Source organism: Burkholderia sp. Bp9016 (genome assembly GCF_003857765.1).
In the GTDB taxonomy this organism is placed as follows: Bacteria; Pseudomonadota; Gammaproteobacteria; order Burkholderiales; family Burkholderiaceae; genus Burkholderia.
In genome coordinates, this window is sequence record NZ_QTPY01000051.1 from 1 (window position 1) to 18,386 (window position 18,386).

General features: G+C 67.0%; 15 protein-coding genes. 5 read left to right on the forward strand and 10 right to left on the reverse strand.

Annotation, left to right across the window (positions count from 1 at the left end):
* A partial coding sequence (locus DIE13_RS31710) for an efflux RND transporter permease subunit (protein WP_185731229.1) occupies positions 1-494 on the forward strand: 494 nt, incomplete at its 5' end.
* 105 nt (positions 495-599) lie between these two features.
* Positions 600-983: a VOC family protein gene (locus tag DIE13_RS31715; RefSeq protein ID WP_124830925.1), complete on the forward strand. Its 384-nt coding sequence runs from the start codon at positions 600-602 to the stop codon at positions 981-983.
* An 83-nt stretch (positions 984-1,066) separates the two neighbouring features.
* On the opposite strand, the gene DIE13_RS31720 is transcribed toward DIE13_RS31715, so the two are convergent.
* Entirely contained in the window at positions 1,067-2,620 is a 1,554-nt protein-coding gene (locus DIE13_RS31720; protein WP_124830926.1) for an NYN domain-containing protein, read from the reverse strand.
* 261 nt (positions 2,621-2,881) lie between these two features.
* Here DIE13_RS31720 and DIE13_RS31725 point away from each other — a divergent pair, with 261 nt between their 5' ends.
* Entirely contained in the window at positions 2,882-3,511 is a 630-nt protein-coding gene (locus tag DIE13_RS31725; RefSeq protein WP_124830927.1) for an NAD(P)H-binding protein, read from the forward strand.
* A gap of 63 nt (positions 3,512-3,574) precedes the next feature.
* On the opposite strand, the gene DIE13_RS31730 is transcribed toward DIE13_RS31725, so the two are convergent.
* Positions 3,575-4,126 carry a peroxiredoxin gene (locus tag DIE13_RS31730; protein ID WP_124830928.1) on the reverse strand — a complete coding sequence of 184 codons (552 nt, stop codon included), beginning with the start codon at positions 4,124-4,126 and terminating at the stop codon, positions 3,575-3,577.
* Between the two features lie 279 nt (positions 4,127-4,405).
* Here DIE13_RS31730 and cdpA point away from each other — a divergent pair, with 279 nt between their 5' ends.
* The gene (cdpA, locus tag DIE13_RS31735) at positions 4,406-6,145 is read left to right on the forward strand and encodes a cyclic di-GMP phosphodiesterase CdpA (RefSeq protein WP_199568723.1); all 1,740 of its coding nucleotides are present in this window, start codon (positions 4,406-4,408) and stop codon (positions 6,143-6,145) included.
* Positions 6,146-6,170: 25 nt separating this feature from the next.
* A complete protein-coding gene (locus DIE13_RS31740; RefSeq protein ID WP_124830930.1) occupies positions 6,171-7,691 on the forward strand; it encodes an HDOD domain-containing protein in 1,521 nt (506 codons plus the stop codon).
* 118 nt (positions 7,692-7,809) lie between these two features.
* Here DIE13_RS31740 and DIE13_RS31745 read toward each other — a convergent pair whose 3' ends face one another.
* The 8 genes from DIE13_RS31745 to DIE13_RS31785 form a co-directional block, all read right to left on the reverse strand.
* Positions 7,810-8,493: a group II intron maturase-specific domain-containing protein gene (locus tag DIE13_RS31745; RefSeq protein ID WP_234745644.1), complete on the reverse strand. Its 684-nt coding sequence runs from the start codon at positions 8,491-8,493 to the stop codon at positions 7,810-7,812.
* Positions 8,494-8,946: 453 nt separating this feature from the next.
* Positions 8,947-9,741, reverse strand: coding sequence for an ABC transporter substrate-binding protein (locus tag DIE13_RS31750; RefSeq protein ID WP_124830931.1), 795 nt, complete (start codon positions 9,739-9,741; stop codon positions 8,947-8,949).
* A gap of 354 nt (positions 9,742-10,095) precedes the next feature.
* A complete protein-coding gene (gene astE / locus DIE13_RS31760; protein WP_175761301.1) occupies positions 10,096-11,181 on the reverse strand; it encodes a succinylglutamate desuccinylase in 1,086 nt (361 codons plus the stop codon).
* A 7-nt stretch (positions 11,182-11,188) separates the two neighbouring features.
* Entirely contained in the window at positions 11,189-12,529 is a 1,341-nt protein-coding gene (gene astB / locus DIE13_RS31765; protein ID WP_124830933.1) for an N-succinylarginine dihydrolase, read from the reverse strand.
* 14 nt (positions 12,530-12,543) lie between these two features.
* The gene (gene astD, locus DIE13_RS31770; RefSeq protein WP_124830934.1) at positions 12,544-14,007 is read right to left on the reverse strand and encodes a succinylglutamate-semialdehyde dehydrogenase; all 1,464 of its coding nucleotides are present in this window, start codon (positions 14,005-14,007) and stop codon (positions 12,544-12,546) included.
* 7 nt (positions 14,008-14,014) lie between these two features.
* A complete protein-coding gene (astA, locus tag DIE13_RS31775; RefSeq protein ID WP_124830935.1) occupies positions 14,015-15,061 on the reverse strand; it encodes an arginine N-succinyltransferase in 1,047 nt (348 codons plus the stop codon).
* Entirely contained in the window at positions 15,058-16,110 is a 1,053-nt protein-coding gene (gene aruF, locus DIE13_RS31780) for an arginine/ornithine succinyltransferase subunit alpha (RefSeq protein ID WP_124830936.1), read from the reverse strand. Before aruF ends, astA begins: the two co-directional genes overlap by 4 nt.
* 30 nt (positions 16,111-16,140) lie before the next feature.
* The gene (locus DIE13_RS31785; protein ID WP_124830937.1) at positions 16,141-17,373 is read right to left on the reverse strand and encodes an aspartate aminotransferase family protein; all 1,233 of its coding nucleotides are present in this window, start codon (positions 17,371-17,373) and stop codon (positions 16,141-16,143) included.
* Positions 17,374-18,386 lie beyond the last annotated feature (1,013 nt).

The window sequence follows — 18,386 nt, forward strand, 5'->3', positions numbered from 1 at the left end:
TGTACGAGAGCTACATCCACCCGATCACGATCCTGTCGACGCTGCCGTCGGCCGGCGTCGGCGCGCTGCTCGCGCTGCTGCTGTTCAAGACCGAGTTCAGCATCATCGCGCTGATCGGCGTGATCCTGCTGATCGGCATCGTGAAGAAGAACGCGATCATGATGGTCGACTTCGCGATCGACCAGACGCGCACTGGCCACAAGTCGTCGTTCGATGCGATCCACGAGGCGTGCCTGCTGCGCTTCCGGCCGATCATGATGACGACGATGGCGGCACTCCTCGGCGCGCTGCCGCTCGCGTTCGGGCACGGCGACGGCGCCGAGCTGCGCGCGCCGCTCGGGATCGCGATCGCCGGCGGCCTGATCATGTCGCAGGTGCTGACGCTCTATACGACGCCGGTCGTCTATCTGTACATGGACCGGCTGCGGGTATGGAGCGAGAAGCGCCGCAACCGCCGCAGCAACTCGGGCGGCCCGGCGGTGGCCGGCGAGTAACGCACGAGCGGCCGCCCCGGGCGGCCGCTTGCACGCTTGAACACCGGCGGCGATCGGCTATCGTGTGTCCATGCGCACCCTCGCGCCCGTTCCCGGGGACACACCATGAATGTCCAGCTGAACCATACGATCGTCTGGTGCCGCGACAAGCACGCGTCGAGCCGCTTTCTCACCGGGCTGCTGGAACTGCCGGCACCGACGCCGTTCGGCGCGATGCTGGTCGTCCAGCTCGACAACGGCGTGTCGCTCGACTTCTACGAACAGGACGGGGAGATCGCGGCCCAGCACTACGCGTTCCTGACCGACGAAGCCGGCTTCGATCGCGTGTACGCGCGCATTCGCGAGCAAGGGCTGCCGCACTGGGCCGATCCGGCGAAGCGGCAGCCTGGCGACATCTACCGCCATAACGGCGGTCGCGGCGTGTATTTCGACGATCCGGACGGTCACTTCCTCGAGGTGATGACGCGCCCGTACGTGCTGAACGGATAACGGCGCCTCGACCGGCATTGCACCGGCCGGGACGCCTGGCGCGGGCGGCGCCGCGAGTCGGGCACCGCCCCGCCCGCCGCCCCTTACTCGGCGGCGGCGGCCGTCTTGCGCGGACGGCGCGCGCGTGCAGCCGTCTTGCGGGCCGGTTTCTTCGGCTTCGCATCGGCCGGCGCGTCACCGGTCGCTTCCTGGGCCGCGTCGCCACCCGATGCACGGGCCGCTTCAGTTGCCGATTCGACCCGCGCAGCTTCATGCGACGGCTGCGCGGCGGTGCCCGAACCGGCGAACTCGCCGGCCGGCGGCGTCACGTGCTTCGCCGCGGTGTGGCGATCGTCGCCGTGCTCGGCGTCGCGATGCGTCGCTTCGGCATGCTTGTCGTCCGCATGCTTGTCGCCACCGTGCTTCACGCTACCGTGCGCTGCGTCGTCCGGCTTCGCCGCCGCATGACGAGCGGCACCCTTCGCGTCGCCGCCCTTCTTCACGCCGGCCTTCTTCGCCGCGCTCTTGCGCGTGCGCTTGCGGCCGTCCTTCGCATCGCCGTGGGTGTCCGTCACCGCGACCGCGTCGGGCGCTTCGATCGCGCCAGCCGCTTCGGCCGTTTCCGCACGCATGTTCGCCGCTTCGGCCGTCACGTCGATCACGGCCGTCTCCTGCACGTCGACCTGCACGCTTTCCTGCACGGCTGCGGCCGATTGGCCCCGCTGGCCGCGACGCCGCGGCTCGCGCTCGGCCGGCGCCGGCTCCGCATGACGCGCGCCATGGCCGTGATGGCCGGCACCCGTGTCGCGCGCGGCCGGCGCCTGCTCGGCCGCCGCGGGCTGGCGCGGCCGCGACACGAACGCGCCCGACTTGTCGTCGCGCCCCACTTCAAGCAGGCCGCGCGCCTGCGCTTCGTCGAGCAGGTTGCCGAACGCGCGGAAACCGTAATACGACTCGTTGAAATCCGGCTTGCGGCGCTTGATCGCGCTCTTGAGCACCGACGCCCAGATCTTGCCGACGTCGTCGCGCTCCGACGCGAGCGCATCGAACGTCTCGACCGCCAGCGCGATCGCCTCGGTCCGGCGCGCTTCCATCTCGGGCTTGCGCGACGGCTCGTCGGGCCGCTTCGCGCCGCCGTTGCCGGTGCGCTGCTGTTCGCGCTTCGCCAGCGCGCGTTGCTGCTCGCGCACCAGATCGTCGTAGAAAATGAATTCGTCGCAGTTCGCGACCAGCAGATCCGACGTCGACTTCTTCACGCCGACCCCGATCACCTTCTTCGCGTTCTCGCGCAGCTTCGACACGAGCGGCGAAAAATCCGAGTCGCCGCTGATGATCACGAACGTATCGACGTGCGACTTCGTGTAGCAGAGATCGAGCGCGTCGACCACGAGCCGGATGTCGGCCGAGTTCTTGCCCGACTGGCGCACGTGGGGGATCTCGATCAGCTCGAAGCTCGCCTCGTGCATCGACGCCTTGAAGCCCTTGTAGCGCTCCCAGTCGCAATAGGCCTTCTTCACGACGATGCTGCCCTTCAACAGCAGGCGCTCCAGCACGGGCTGGATGTCGAATTTCTCGTACTTCGCGTCGCGCACGCCGAGCGCGACGTTCTCGAAGTCGCAGAACACGGCCATGCTGATATTGTCCAGGGGTAATGCCATGTGTACTCCAACCGGTTGGTCGCCGCGTTGTATTCACTAGCGGCGAAAAATGCATCGCGCACATGATAGCCCGTCGGCGGGTCGATCCCGCAATCCGTGCGCAGCGACGGTGCCATGACGGGCCCCGCCGGACCATGCCCGCCGCCTGCATGCGGTACGGCCCTCATTACCTGAGCGCCGCCCGCCCAAATCGACATACACTTGAGTATCGGTCGTCCGTCCCTATCTGGAAGGATGACGCATCGAGCAAGGAGCGCTTTCATGACGACGAAGGTACTGCTGATTGGCGCAACGGGCCGCACCGGCCTGGCCTGCGCGGATCTGCTGCTCAAGCAGCCGGAATTCGAGGTGACTGCGCTGGTGCGCCGGCACGGCTATGCGCTGCCCGGCGCGAAGGTCGTCGAGGCCGATCTGACGGGCGATTTCTCCCACGCGTTCCAGGGCATCACGCACGTGATCTACGCGGCCGGCTCGGCCGAGTCGGAAGGCGCCGCCGAAGAGGAGCAGATCGACCGCGACGCAGTCGCGCGCGCGGCCGAGCATGCGCTCGCCTACAACGTGCAGAAGCTGGTCGTGATCAGTTCGCTGAGCGCGTACTGGCCGGAGCGCAGCGGCGACGCGCTGCGCCATTATTCGCAGATGAAGCGCGAAGGCGACGAGCGCGTGATCGCGTCGGGCATCGACTACGTGATCCTGCGCCCCGGCCCGCTCGCGGACGGCCCGGGCGTCGGCAAGATCGCGCTGACCGAGGAGCCGCTCGACGCGGCGCCGCCCGTCTCGCGCCAGGATGTCGCATGGGCTGCGATCGAAGCGATCAAGCTCGGCATCTCGCGCAAGGTCATCGGCTTCGTCGGCGGCAGCGTGCCGATCGAACAGGCGTTGCGCGCGTAACGCTCCCGCGCCGCCGCACGGCGGCGTTGCGGTTCGTTGCCGGGCGGGCCCGCTGCGCGCCGCTTACTGCTTCGGATGCGCGTCGGCCCACGCCTTCACCGCGCCGAGCGTGTTCTCGACGTGCTTGTCCGGCGACAGGCTCGTGTATTCGTAGATCACCTTCCCTTCCGGCGAAATCACGTAGGACACGCGGTTCGCGCGATCGAGCGCGGGCAGCTTCGCGTCGTATTCGCGGATGATCTTCGCGTCCGGATCGGCCGCGACCGGGAACTTGCTGCGGCACTCGCTCACCGAGAACTTGGTCAGCGTGTCGATGTTGTCCGCGGATACGCCGATCACCGTCGCACCGTAAGCCTTGTAACGATCGACCGCATCGGCGAACGCATGCGCCTCGATCGTGCAACCCTTCGTGAAGGCAGCCGGGTAGAAATACAACACGACCGGTCCGTGCTTCAGCGCATCGGCGAGCGAGTACGTGTAAGTCTTGCCGCCCAGCGACGCCTGCGTCGTAAAGTCGGGCGCATTGTCGCCCGGTTTCAGTTGCGCCTGCGCGACCAGCGCATGACCGGCCACCAGCAGCGCCGCCGCGGCGCCCACCAACAGTTTTCGCTTCATCTGCGTCCTCATTTCTTATAAAGTCAGCCTCAATGTAGGCCATGCCGCCGTTCGCCTGCCGAACGTCTCCCTGCATAACCCGACCCGGTGGCAGCGCCAGCCGCGACCGGGCGGTTAAAGATTCCGCGCAATCTGCCGTTATTCCTTCCGGACAACCGGTTCCAGCCCTTCACGTCAGCGAGACACATGGAAGCCAACAGGAAACAGACGCCACGCAAGGGCACCTGGCGCAGCGCCTTGCATACGCTGCGCCGCTTCGCGTGGTCGGGCGGCGCGCTGATGCCTGCACGCGCCAGCACGCCGCGCCGTGACGACACCGTGCGCGACTGGCTGGAACAGACGGTCGGCACGGTGGACTTCCTCGCCCATGTCGACCGCGAGCTGCGCTTCCTGTACGTGTCCGACGCGAGCCTGCGCTTCATCGGTTATCACCGCGACTACCTGCACACGCTGACGCTACGCGACCTGATCGCGGAACAGGATACCGCGACGCTCGAAGGCCTGCTCGCGCGCGCCGCGCGTTCCGGCCAGGTCGAGAAGGCCACGATGTGCATCGTGAAGTCGCTCACCTATCCGCTCGACGTCGAAGTCCGCGCGTTCAAGAGCCGCCACCACGGCGTCGACGGCTTCGCGATCGCGGCATTCGACGTGTCGGCATGGCGCGCGCTCGAGGCGCGCCTCACGTACGAAATGCACCACGACCCGATGACGGGGCTCGACAATCTGTCCGCGCTCGTGCCCGCGCTGATGCGCGCGCAGCAGGCCGCCGACGAGGCCGGCACCTGCGCTGCGCTGCTGCTGCTCGATCTCGACGACTACCAACGCATCAACCGTGCGCTCGGCTACGACGCCGGCGACGCGCTGCTGCGCGAAACCGCGCAGCGGCTGCAGGCGCTCGTCACGCCCGGCGAACAGCTCGCGCGCGTCGCGAGCGACAAGTTCGCGGTCGTATTCACCGCATCGGACCGCTCGCGCGGCAGCGACGCGGCAGACTCCCTCGCGCGCCGGCTGCAGGCCGCGGTGCGCGAACCTTACGTGTACCAGGGACAGACCGTGCACCTGTCGGCGAGCATCGGCATCGCGCTCTACCCCGACGAGCGTGCCGCGTCGCACCGCGCGCAGCACCACAGCCCGCTGCTGCGCCGCGCCGACCACGCGCTCGCGCAGGCGAAGGCATCGGGCGGCAATACGCTTGCGTTTCACGCACCCGTCGACGATCCGGCCGACGCCGAGCGGCTCAAGCTCGAAGCCGACCTGTACGACGGCGTGCGCAACGGCGAGTTTTCGCTCCATTTCCAGCCGATCACGCGCAGCCAGTCGGGCGCGGTGGTCGGCGTCGAGGCGCTGATCCGCTGGCGCCATCCGGTGCATGGGCTCGTGCCGCCCGCGACGTTCATTCCGCTCGCCGAATCGATCGGTCTGATCAACTATCTCGGCAACTGGGTGCTCAAGGCTGCGTGCATGCAGCTCGTCGCGTGGGACCGCCAGGGGCTCGCGCTGCAGTACGTGGCGGTCAACGTGTCGCCGCAGCAGTTCCGCGACCCGCGTTTCGCGCAGAGCGTGCGCGAGGCGATGACGCTGACGGGCATCGATCCGCACCGCATCGTGCTGGAAATCACCGAAAGCTTGCTGATGCACGATCCCGTGAAGGCGAAAGGGCTGCTCGAAGAGCTGACCGAGATGGGCATCCGCTTCGCGATCGACGATTTCGGCACCGGCTATTCGAGCCTCGCGTACCTGCAGCGCTTCCCGCTCGCGAAACTGAAGATCGACCGCAGCTTCGTCGAGAACCTGCTGACCTCACGCAACGATCGCGCGATCGTGTCGGCGGTGGTCGGCCTCGCGCAGACGCTCGACCTCGAGCTCGTCGCGGAAGGCGTCGAGACGGAGGCGCAGCGCGCACTGCTGACCGAGATGGGCTGCAACCACATCCAGGGCTGGCTCGTCTGCCAGGCCCTGCCGTCCGAGGAACTCGCGCGGCGCTTCGAGGCGCAACAACTGCGCCTGCACGCTGCCTGATACCCGGCGAACTGAACAGATCCGTATGTCAATCACCGAACACCTGCCCCGCACGGCGCTGCTCGACAAGCTGTGGGCCCGGATGAACGAACGGGGCGACTTCCCGCTGCTGTCGGAATCGCTACGTGCGACGATGGCCGCGATGAAGAACGACGACCTCGACTTCACCGCGCTCGTGCGCGTCGTGCTGTCGGACTTCGCCCTCACGCACAAGGTGCTGCGGCTCGCGAATTCCGCGATGTACATGGCGTTCGGCGGCAACATCACGACCGTCACGCGAGCGCTGATGGTGCTCGGCATGGACACGGTCGGCCATCTCGTCGTCGGGCTGAAGCTCGTCGACCATTTCCATCACAGCACGCCGCGCCGCATCGACGCGAAGCTCGAGCTGAACCGCGCGCTGCTGTCCGGCTGCGTCGCCCGCAAGCTGACCGAGCATGCGCAGCTGCGCGGCGGCGAGGAAGCCGTCGTCTGCACGCTGATGCGCCAGGTCGGCAAGCTGCTCGTGGTCTGCTATCTCGACAGCGAATGGGATCGCATCCGCCGCCGCGCCGCCGAGCTGAACGGCGACGAAGCGGCCGCATGCGTCGACGTGCTGGGCGTCGGTTTCGAAACGATCGGCCTTGAGGCTGCCGCAAGCTGGCGGCTCCCCGACGTGATCCGCGCCGGGATGGCCGACGGCGACGCACACGCGGCGCACGCCGATCTGCTCGGCGAGGACGATGAGAGCGACGTCCGTGCCGAGCGCCGACGCACCGCGGACGCGTCGGATGACGGCAGCTCCGAGCACATACGCTGGCTGCGTGCGGTAAGCCGCTACTCGACCGACGTCGCCAGTGCGCTCGCGATGCCCGAGAGCCCGCAGCGCGACGCCCGTATCGCGGTGCTCGCGCAGCACTACGGCACGGAACTGCAAATCGAATCCGGCGCGCTCGTCGGGATCGCCGACCGGCTCGCGCGCGAGGAAGCCAGCGACACCGTGATGCGCGAGATCGTCGAACTGCGCGCGAACGCCGATGCGATCGCGCGGGCGCAGGCCGAACCGAAGGCGTGCCTGGAAGCCGGCCTCGCGGATCTGCGCGCGCTGCCGTCCGAACACGTGCTGACGCCGGTGCTCGCGCTCGCGTCGGAAAGCCTGCTCGCGGGCCTCGCGTTCACGCGTACCGTGATGTTCGTACGCCGCGACGACGGCACGTTCGCCGCGCGCCTCGGCTTCGGCCCCGGCGTCGATGCGGCGCTTGAGCGGCTGCGCTTCGACGAGCGCTTCGAGCCGGACGTCTTCCATCTCGCGATCACGAACTCGGTCGGCATCTTCATCGAGCAGGCGCAGGAACCGAAGATGGTGAAGCGCCTGCCCGCGTGGTATCTCGATGCGCTGCCCGATACGCGCGCGTTCGTGCTGCTGCCGGTGCGCGTGGGCACGACAACCGTCGGGCTGCTATACGGCGACTGGGCCGGCGCGCAACCCGCACGCAAGATCACGCAGCAGGAAATGGGCGTGCTCAACGAGCTCGCGCGGGAACTGGCCCGCTTCTTCCCGTCGTAACGTCGGCAGCCGCCGGCAGTCGGTAGCCTCGAACTGCCGGGACCATCGGGTAGGGAGAGGGGTCACCCCCTCAGCCCTCCCACACCACCGTACGTGCGGTTCCGCATACGGCGATTCATCAAGAACGCTGGAGGCGCTGCTGAGTGTCCAGCAGCGAGACCAGCCCCAAGGCGTCGAAGTAGCGCTTCGGGAAGGCCGCGTTCATGTGGCTCGCTCCTGCGCTCCACCATGGCCCTCGCCCATTGCGAGACGATTGCCATGCGCGTGCTTCCGTGAGGCCCCTTCGACGCAACATGATCGCGCGGGCACCTCGGCGTCTCGCCTGTCTCCATAGAAGGCTGCGCATTCGCCGTCTGACCCACCCGTCCAGTTCCTCCAGTGCGCCTTTGACCTCCGTGTGCCGGAAGTAGCTTATCCAGCCGCGAAGCACCGGATTTAGCGTCTCGATCGTCTGCGATACGCTACGCCCTCGACCCGGACGCATCAGTTCCCCGACCCGCGCCGTCAACCTCTTCAGGCTCTCCGCTGCGATTCGCAGCCTCGCCTGACGATGCATCGTCAGGCTGTAGCCCAGAAACTTGCGCGTCCACGGCCGGGCACACGGGCTCTTCGCCTCGTTGATTCGCAGCTTCAGCCGCTTCTCGAGAAACGCCTTCATCTGCATCAACAGCCGCTCGCCCGCCGCCTTGCTTCGAACATAGATGTTGCAGTCGTCCGCATAGCGGCAGAACGCGTGGCTGCGTCGCTCAAGCTCGCGATCCCAGTCCGTCAGCAGGATATTCGACAGTAATCGAGCCTCCACCGTCCTAATCGCGGTCCTTCATGTTCGGGCCTTCAGCTTCGCGGCCTACCATGCCCTCTGCTAATGGAATGGACGCCCCCGCCCGACGCCTCTCGACGCCAGTAACACTTCGACAACCGTGCAGATCTCCCCGGGTATTGCGCACCCACCTTCACGCTTATGCCTGTCGGATATACGCCGCGTCGGACCGTGCAAGTTTCGGGCTTTGGCTGTTTGGGCCGCCTCACCCCAACGCGTCGCCTCTTATCCGCTTCCTGTTCGTCAGGCCAGCGCTTTGCCTCCGGCTTCCTTCAGACTCGCAGTCGCCCGCGACGCCCTTGCCATTGGCTAACACTTCCCCTTGCCGGGCGTGTAGAGGACTTTCACCTCACAGTGAGTGCGCCCTGCCGGGCGCCTCAAAAGCAAACCGGCCGCAAAAAGCGGCCGGCTGCATCGTGCGACGAATCGAAACGATTACTTGAGCGTCACGGGCACGCTGAAGTACTTCTTCGCGAGGTTGTCGATCGTGCCGTCGGCCTTCAGCTCCTTCAGCGCCTGATCGAGCGCGGTCTTCAGCGCAGCGTCATTCTTGCGCAGGCCGAAGCCGACGCCCGAACCGAGGATCTCCGCATCGCTGACCGTGCCGCCGGCGAACGCGAAACCCTGGCCCTGCGGCTTCGACAGGAAGCCCTTCGAGCCGGCTTCCGAGTCCTGGAACGTCGCGTCGAGACGGCCCGACTTCAGGTCGGCGTACGCCAGGTCCTGCGTCTGGTACGGCACGACTTCGACGCCTGCCGGCGCCCACTTCTTCTTCGCGTACGCTTCCTGGATCGTGCCCTGCAGCACGCCGATGCGCTTGCCCTTCAGCGACTGCGGCGTCGGCTGCAGGCCGCTGCCCTGCTTCGCGATCAGCTGGTTCGGGATCGTGTAGATCGGATCGGTGAACGCGATCGCGTGCTTGCGCTGGTCGGTGATCGTCATGTCCGAGTTGATCGCATCGAACTTGCGTGCCTGCAGCGCGGGGATCAGCCCGTCGAAGTCGTTCTCGACCCACACGCACTTCGTCTTCAGCTTCGCGCACACCGCGTTGCCGATGTCGATGTCGAAGCCGGTCAGCTTGCCGTCGGGCGTCTTGTATTCGAACGGCGCGTACGAGGCCTCGACGCCGAACCGGATCTCCTTCTGATCCGCTGCCATCGCGCTGCCTGCCGCTACGGCCGATGCCGCCACTACCGCGTGCGCGGCCACTTTACGCCAATCCAACTTCATCTGGTGTTCTCCTCGATACTCGAATGTTCCGGAACTACGGGCGCGTGCATCATTGCAGGGTCGGATGACAACGACAATGCCGATGCCGCGCCTTGATGCGGCGCAACAGCCGCAAGGCCGCGATTGTACCAATCCGCGCGGCCCGATACGGCAAAGCGGCCACCGATACGCGATGCTGCGCTGCGGGTATCGACGGCCTCCATGCGACCCGTCGAACTTGCAAGACGCTGTCGCAAATACGCAAGCGCGACACGCGCGCCGTCTGCGCGGCATGCAGGCGTCATCGCAAAAATGAATGGACGCTGGGCGATGGGCGAGCCGCGAGTCGCCGCGGGCCGCCCGCTTGCGTATCGATCAGACGAGTGAGGCCAGCGTCTCGCGCGTCGTATCGACGACAAGCAGGCCCGCGCGCAGGCCCGGCTTCACGGCCGGATTCGGGAACACGATGCGCTCCTCGTCGTGCTTAACCGTGTAGCGGTAGTCGCCGTCCTGCGCGAGCACGGTGCCGCGCGCGAACGCGGTGAAGTTCGCGACGTCGGCCGCGACGAACAGCTCGAGCGCGTCGCTCTGCTTCGTGATCTGGTCGATCACAGTGAACACGCGCGGCAACGGCGGGGGGCCGCCCCGCGGGTGGCCGCCCCGCGGATGGCCGCCCCGCGGATGGCCGCCCCGCGCATCGACGTCACCGGGCGTTCCCGAGACCAGCTTGCGCACCGCCAGGTCGGCCGGCGCGAAGCGCGACAGGTCGTTCTGGCCGAACGGCCGCACCTTGCCGAGTTCGAGCGTGCACGCGAGCGCGCCGCACTGCTCGGCGGTGAAATGCGAATACGTGTTGCCCTTCGCGGTGTGCAGCAGCACGGCCGCGATGCGCGCGTCGCCGAGCCATTCGATCATCGCGCGCGTCGGCGGCATGCCCGTGTGCGGCAGCAGCGCAAACTGCTCGAACACCGATGCGCGGATCGCCGTGTGCATGTCGATGTGCCAGCGCACGCTGCCCGCCCGCGCAGCCGCGAAGAATTCGGCTGCCGCCGTTTCGAGCTGCATCGCGCGCGGCGCTTCGCGGCTCGCGGGCACCTGTGCGTGACGGCCGCCGAACAGGCGATTCAGATCGTCGTCGAGATAGCGCTCGCCCGCACGCATCGCCGGCACGTTGCCGAGCACGACGAGCAGCCGGCACGCGAGCGGCAGCGTGCCCGCCGCGAGATCGCGTACAAGCATCGACAGCAGCTCGATCGGCGCGGTTTCGTCACCATGCACGCCGGCCGACACGAGCACGCTCGCGCGCTCTGCTTCGTCACCCGCCGGCTCGAGTTCGAGCAGCCCGTCGCCGAGCCATTGCCACCGCACCGCACCGTCCGCGCACGCGCCGCCCTTCACGGCCGGCGTGTCGCCCGCGAGCGTGGACGCGAGAAAGTCGTCGAGCAGTGCCGTCGCCGACATGCCGTGCTCAGCGCTGGAAGTCATACAGCGACCCGACGCGCAGGATCTGCGTGAGCTCGTCGAGCGCCGTGCGCGATTCGTCGAGCAGCGTCGGATCGGCGAGATCCTCCGGCGCGAGGCGATCGCGGTAATGCTTTTCGATCCACGCGTCGAGCGACGCGAACAACGTGTCGTTCATCCACACGTTCGACGTGACGGCCGCGCGCTCCGCGTCGTTCAGCACGACGCGCAGGCGCAGGCATGCGGGGCCGCCGCCGTTCTTCATGCTTTCGCGCAGATCGAACACGAGCACGTCGCTGATCGGGCCGTTGCCGCTCGCGAGCTGGTCGAGATAGGCCGCGACGTTCGCGTTCTCGCGGCATTCCTGCGGCACGACGAGCACCTGCGAACCGTCCGTGCGCGACAACAGCTGGCTGTTGAACAGATACGACGTGACTGCGTCGTTCACGCTCACGGCCGCATCGGGCACCTCGATCACGTTCAGCCGCGCGCCGCGTGCGCCGAGCGTCGCCGTCAGCGTGTCATAGATCGCCTGCTTGTTGACGAACGCACGCTCGTGCGTGAACAGCGTGTCGCGGTTGCCGACGGAAATCACGTCGTTGTGGAACACGCCCGCGTCGATCACGTCCGGATCCTGCTGCGCGTAGACCGTCGCCGTTTCGGCCAGCCCGTGGCGCTGCGCGATCGCGCGGCTCGCCTCGAAGGTCTGGCGCGCCGGGAAGCGCTTCGGCTCCGGGCCGCGGCGGTATTCCGAGCGGCCGTACACGAAGAACTCGACGCCCGGCTTGCCGTACTCGGCGCAAAAGCGCGTATGGTTCGCCGCGCCTTCGTCGCCGAGTGCCGGCGTGCCCGTCAGCGCCTCGTGCACCGCGAAGTGCGCAGGGTCGGCGAACAGCGTCGACAGCGTGCGGCGGGTCGCTTCGTGCTCGATCGCACGATGCAGCTTGCTGCACAGGTTGGCCGGCGTGAAGTGCACGCGGCCGTCGCTCGTGTCGGCCGACGGGCTGACGGTGGCCGCGTTCGCGGTCCACATCGCCGACGCCGAACTCGCCGCGGCGAGCAACTCCGGCGCCTGCTTCGCGGCCTTCGCGATCACGTCCGCGTCCTTGCCGGAGAAGCCGAGTTCGCGCAGCAGGCGCAGCGACGGCCGCTCCTGCGGCGGCAGCACGCCTTGTGCGAAACCGAGATCCGCGAGCTGCTTCATCTTGCGCAGCCCCTGCTTCGCCGCGGCCTTCGGGTTCGCGGCCGATTTCTCGTTGTTGAGCGACGCCACGTTGCCGAACGACAGCCCGGCGTAGTTGTGGGTCGGGCCGACGAGTCCGTCGAAATTGGCTTCTTGTGCGTTCATCGTCGTTCCCTCGATCAGAAATGCAGGCCCGGCGACAGGCTCGCGGGCAAAGTCAGTTGGGTGCTTTCCACCGACGCCATCGGATACGCGCAATAGTCGGCCGCGTAGTACGCGCTCGGCCGATGGTTGCCCGAGCGGCCCGTGCCGCCGAACGGCGCGGCAGACGATGCGCCGTTGGTCGGACGGTTCCAGTTGACGATCCCCGCACGGATCGCGCGACGGAAGTGCGTCCATGCGTTCTCGTCGTCGGCGAGCAGGCCGGCGGACAGGCCGAAAGCCGTGTCGTTCGCACGCTCGATCGCTTCGTCGAATGTCGCGTAGCGGACGATCTGCGCGAGCGGGCCGAAGTGCTCTTCGTCGGGCAGGTTCGCCACGCCGGTCACGTCGATGATCGATGCATTCACGAAACCGAGGCGCGGGTCGCGCTGCGTCATCCCGATGATCGGCTTCGCGCCCTGCTCGATCAGGCGCGACTGCGCGTCGACGAGCTTCGCGGCCGCGCGTGCCGAGATCACCGCGCCCATGAACGGCTGCGGATCGGCATCGAACACGTCGGCGGTGATCTTCGACGTGACGTCGGCAAAGCGGGCGAGGAAGCGGTCGCCGAACGCGCCCTGGGGCACGAAGATGCGGCGTGCGCACGTACAGCGCTGGCCGGCCGACAGGAAGGCCGACTGGATCGCGTGATGCACGGCCGCGTCGACGTCCTCGACTTCGCCGATCACGAGCGGGTTGTTGCCGCCCATCTCGAGTGCGAGCACGATCTCCGGACGGCCGCCGAACTGCTTGTGCAGCAGCGTGCCGGTGTCCGAGCTGCCCGTGAAGAACAGCCCGTCGATCTGGCGGTGATTGGCGAGCGCGATACCGGTGTCCTTCTCGCCCTGCACGAGGTTCAGCACGCCGGCCGGCAGCCCGGCTTCGCGCCACACCTCGACCGTCGCGCGCGCGACGCCCGGTGCGAGCTCCGACGGCTTGAACACGACAGTGTTGCCTGCGATCAGCGCCGGCACGATATGGCCGTTCGGCAAGTGGCCGGGGAAGTTGTACGGGCCGAACACGGCCACGACGCCGTGCGGGCGATGGCGCAGCACCGCGACGCCGTCGGCCATGTCCTGGCGCTTCTCGCCGGTACGCTCCTGATAGGCCTGGATCGAGATGCCGACCTTCGCGGCCATCGCGGCGACTTCGGTGCGCGCTTCCCACAGCGGCTTGCCCGTCTCGCGGCCGATCGCGGTGGCGATCGCTTCCTTGCGCTCCGTGAGCAGCGCCGCGAAGCGCTTGACGATCTCGCAGCGGGCTTCGAAGTCGAGTGCCGACCAGCCGGCGAAGGCGCGGCGCGCGCTCGCGACCGCACGGTCGACGTCGGCAGCCGACGCACTGCCGCCCTGCCACGCGATTTCGTCGGTGCCGGGGTTGCGCGAAGCGAACGCGGGGCCCGAGCCTGCGACCCAGGCGCCGTCGATGAAGAGTTCCGTCATGATTCGTTTATCCCTGTTTGACTTTGAGCGGCAGCACGCGGACCGGATCGCCGGCCTTCACGTCGAGCGCGACGGCATCGTCGGCCGACAGCACGAACGAGCCGTTTGCGACCACACCCGGCGCAACGCCGACGCGGAAATCGTCCAGCGACGTGTTCGACACGAGCGACTTCGGCGGATGGCCGTCCCGTGCGTCGTCACCGGCATCGGGCACGCCGATCGCGACCGGCACGACGACGCTCTCGCGCACCGTGCGCAGGTCGTTGATGTGGCATTCGAGCACCGGGCCCGCGTCGAAGATGTCGACGTGGTTCTGGTAGCGCAGCCCTTCCGCTTCGAGCATCTTGCGCGCCGGCAGCGTGTCGCGGTGCGTAACGCCGACCGCGTCCTGCGCGTCCTGCGGCAGCAGGTCGACGTACACCGGATAGCGCGGCATCAGTTCCGCGAGGAACGACTTGCGGCCGTGCGAGCTCAGGTAGTCCGCTGCATTGAAATCGATCTGGTAGAAGTGCGAACCGACTGCGCGCCAGAACGGCGACGTGCCGTCTTCGTCGAAGTGGCCGCGCAGTTCCGCGCAGATGCGTTCCGGGAAGCGGTCGCGGAACTGCGCGATGAACATGAAGCGCGAGCGCGACAGCAGGCCGCCGACGCCGCCCGTGCGATAGCGCGGACTCAGGAACAGCGAGCACACTTCCGCGTAGCCCGTCAGATCGTGCGAGATGTTCAGCGCGGACATCCGCGTCCACACGCCGAGCTCCTGGCTCGCGTGCACGACCGTGCTCACGCGATAGTTGTAGAACGGCTGTTCGAGACCGACCTGCGTCTCGATCCCGCACACGCCCGCGATATCTCCCGTCGTCGATTCTTCCATCACGAAGAAGTAGCCGGCTTCGCCCGGCGCGGCGTTGCCCTCGAGCGTGCGCCGCGAGCGTTCGATGCGCGCGGCAAGCGCATCGCGGTCGGGCTTGAACGTGGTCAGGCCCGGTCCGGTTTCCTTCGCGAGCGACACGAGCGCGTCGACGTCGCCCGTTTGTACGACCCGAACGACGATCATGCTGCGTCTCCCTTCAAATCTTCATCGTCGCGGCGGTGCAGCGGCACGCAGCGCACGACATCGCCATCCTTGACATCGAGTGCCGCGCGCACGTCGCCGGCCAGCGGGGCATCGACCGTGTCGCCCGGCAGGTCGGCCAGCACGCAGCGGAACGATTCGCCGCTGCCGGTCGACACCAGGTACGCCACATCGCCCTGCTGGCGTGCGGCTTCGCGCACCGTGCGCTCCGCGCCGTGCTTCACGCACGACGTGCGGTCGACCTGTGCGGTCAGCACCGGGCCCGCGTCGAAGATGTCGACGAAGCGATCCGGCTCGAAGCCTTCCTCGAGGTGGATGTCGTACGCGAGCAGCGCCGTTTCGTTCGGCTCGCCGAGCACGCGCTGCGCGGCTTCCGGCAGCAACGGCACGTAGAGCGGATACGCGGGCATCACTTCCGCGATGAACGTGCGGCTGCGGCCGCCCGATGCGATATCGACATCGGTGAAGTTGCGGCCGAAGAACTTGCGGCCCACCGCTTCCCAGAACGGCGATGCCCCCGTGCTGTCGCTCACGCCGAGCAGCAGCGTGAACACTTCCGGCGTGAAGCGGCGGCGGTTCGCGGCGATGTACATCATCCGCGCACGCGAGATCAGGTGCGCGGCCGCGTCGCCGCGCAGCGACGGATCGACGTAGAAGCCCGCCAGCCGGCTCTTGCCGGTCAGCTCGTGCGACATCGTGAGCGCGTGGATCTTCCGGTTCACGTGCAGCTCGCGCGACGCGTGAATCAGTGCGTCGTTGCGGAACGCGTAGAACGGTTCCGAATAGCCGGCCGCGGCCACGATGCTCGCCGTGCCGAGCAGTTTGCCCGTCGACGAATCCTCGAGCACGAAGAGGTAGAACTCTTCGCCGGCGAAGTCGACGTCCGCGCGAAACGAATCCTCGGAGAGCGCCACACGCGCTTCGAGCGCCGCGCGGTCGTGCGGCAGCGAGTGCAGGACCGGCTGCGCGGTGCGCGCCATGTGCGCGAGCGCATCGAGATCCGTGAGTTTGCCGGGGCGAACAAATAGCATCGTCGTTCCTGTTCTGCGGTGGGTGCGCGATCAGCGCGCGGTGGCTTCCTGGGCTGCGAGCACCTGTTCGACCGCCTTCTCGAAGCGCTTCATGCCTTCGTCGAGCAGGTCGAACGGAATCACGAGCGACGGGACGAAGCGCAGCACGTTCGGGCCGGCGATCAGCATGATCAGGCCGTGCTCGGCGGCGGCGGTGACGAAGTCCTTCGCGCGGCCGTCGAATGCGGCGGTGAGTTCCGCGCCGACCAGGAGGCCCTTGCCGCGGATGTCCTTGAAGATGCCGAAGCGTGCGTTGATGCGTTCGAGCGCGCCCTTCAGTCGCACGCTGCGTTCGCGCACGCCTTCGAGCAGTGCCGGGTCGCCGATCAGTTCGACGACCTTGTCGGCGATGGCCGATGCGAGCGGGTTACCGCCGTACGTCGTGCCGTGCACGCCGACCTTGAAGTGGGCGGCCAGTTCGTTCGTCGTCAGCATCGCGCCGATCGGGAAGCCGTTGCCGAGCGCCTTTGCGGTCGTCAGGATATCCGGTGTGACGCCCGTGTCCATGTATGCGTAGAACTGGCCCGTGCGGCCGACGCCCGTTTGCACTTCGTCGAAGATCAGCAGCGCGCCGTGGGCGTCGCATGCTTCGCGCAGTGCCTTCAGGAACGCCGGATCGGCCGGGATCACGCCGCCTTCGCCCTGAACCGGCTCGACGATCACCGCGCACGTTTGCGGGCCGATTGCGGCCTTCGCGGCTTCGATGTCGTTGAACGGCAGGTGCTTGATGCCGGCCGGCACCGGGCCGAAGCCTTCCGAGTACTTCGGCTGGCCGCCGACGCTGACCGTGAAGAACGTGCGGCCGTGGAACGACTGCACGAACGACACGATTTCGTACTTGTCGGCGCCATGGCGATCGAATGCAACGCGGCGTGCCAGCTTCAGTGCGGCTTCGTTCGCTTCCGCGCCCGAGTTCGCGAAGAATGCGCGATCGGCGAAGGTCAGCGATTCGAGGCGCTTGGCGAGGCGCAGCACCGGCTCGTTCGTGTAGCCGTTGCCGATGTGCCAGAGCTTGCGGCTTTGTTCATCCAGGACCTTCAGCAGTTCCGGGTGGCCGTGGCCCAGCGACGTCACTGCGATGCCGCAGGCGAAATCCACGTATTCGCGGCCGGCGGTGTCCCACACGCGGGAGCCCTCTGCACGGTCCGGCACGAACGGCGCGGGGGAAAATACCGGCACCATCACTTCGTCGAATGTCTGGCGGGTCACGGTCGAGGTCGTCATGGTCGTTCCTTTCGGTTTCGTAAGAGGGTTCAACAGGATCAAGTTTAGGTAAGGGTGACGCAAGCGTCTTGCAGATTTGCGACGGGTTCTATCGGAAGCGGATAGTGCGCTTTTATTTTGCCTTTTTGGCGGTTGGGTGGTCCGTCCGCGTTTTTCGTGAAGCACCTGCGATCGTATCGGTCCATTAGCGTCGCCCCTGCGCGGGGCGGCGGTTACTTTTCTTTGTCTTGCCAAAGAAAAGTAACCAAAAGAAAGGCGCTGTGAGAACGCATGATCTCCCGGTGCCATGGCCGCCGAAGTGGTACTCGCCTAAGTGTCCGCGCCAGTCAGGAACCCGGAGTGGTCCGCGCAATGGTTCCGACACCTCCCACTACCCAACACTAGCTCCGTCCTCGCTACGCTCGACTGCAAGGTACTTCAGTCGCGATTCATGCGCCCAGATCCAGCCCCACCAATCGGTTCGCCAAAGCAGTACGAGAGGCGCGCCGCACCGTGAAATTTCGATGCACCGGAATCAATGCCATCCTCGATACGATTGTCGAAACCCATCGAGCGATGACGCAAAGATGAAGGATATGGACCTATCGGCCGAACGCAGCAAGGACGGAGCTAGCAAGCGGTATAGCGCTTTGTTGGGTATGTTGGATAGGGGATGGTGCGGAACCATTGCGCGGACCACTCCGGGTTCCTGACTGGCGCGGACACTCAGGCGAGGGCCACTTCGTGGACCATGGCACCGGGAGATCGTGCGTTCTCACGGCGCCTTTCTTTTGGTTACTTTTCTTTGGCAAGACAAAGAAAAGTAACCGCCGTCCCGCGCAGGGGCGACGCTAATGGACCGATACGATCGCAGGTGCTTCACGAAAAACGCGGACGGACTGACCTGCCCCCTTCAATCGGGCCAATGGGCTTCTAGCAAAGTCCCTTTAAACCAGCTCCTGGAAAGCGGCAGGAGCATCCGCGGTTGCCCGATGTTTCGCCGCAAACTCTGACGGCGCAAGGTAGTTCAGTGC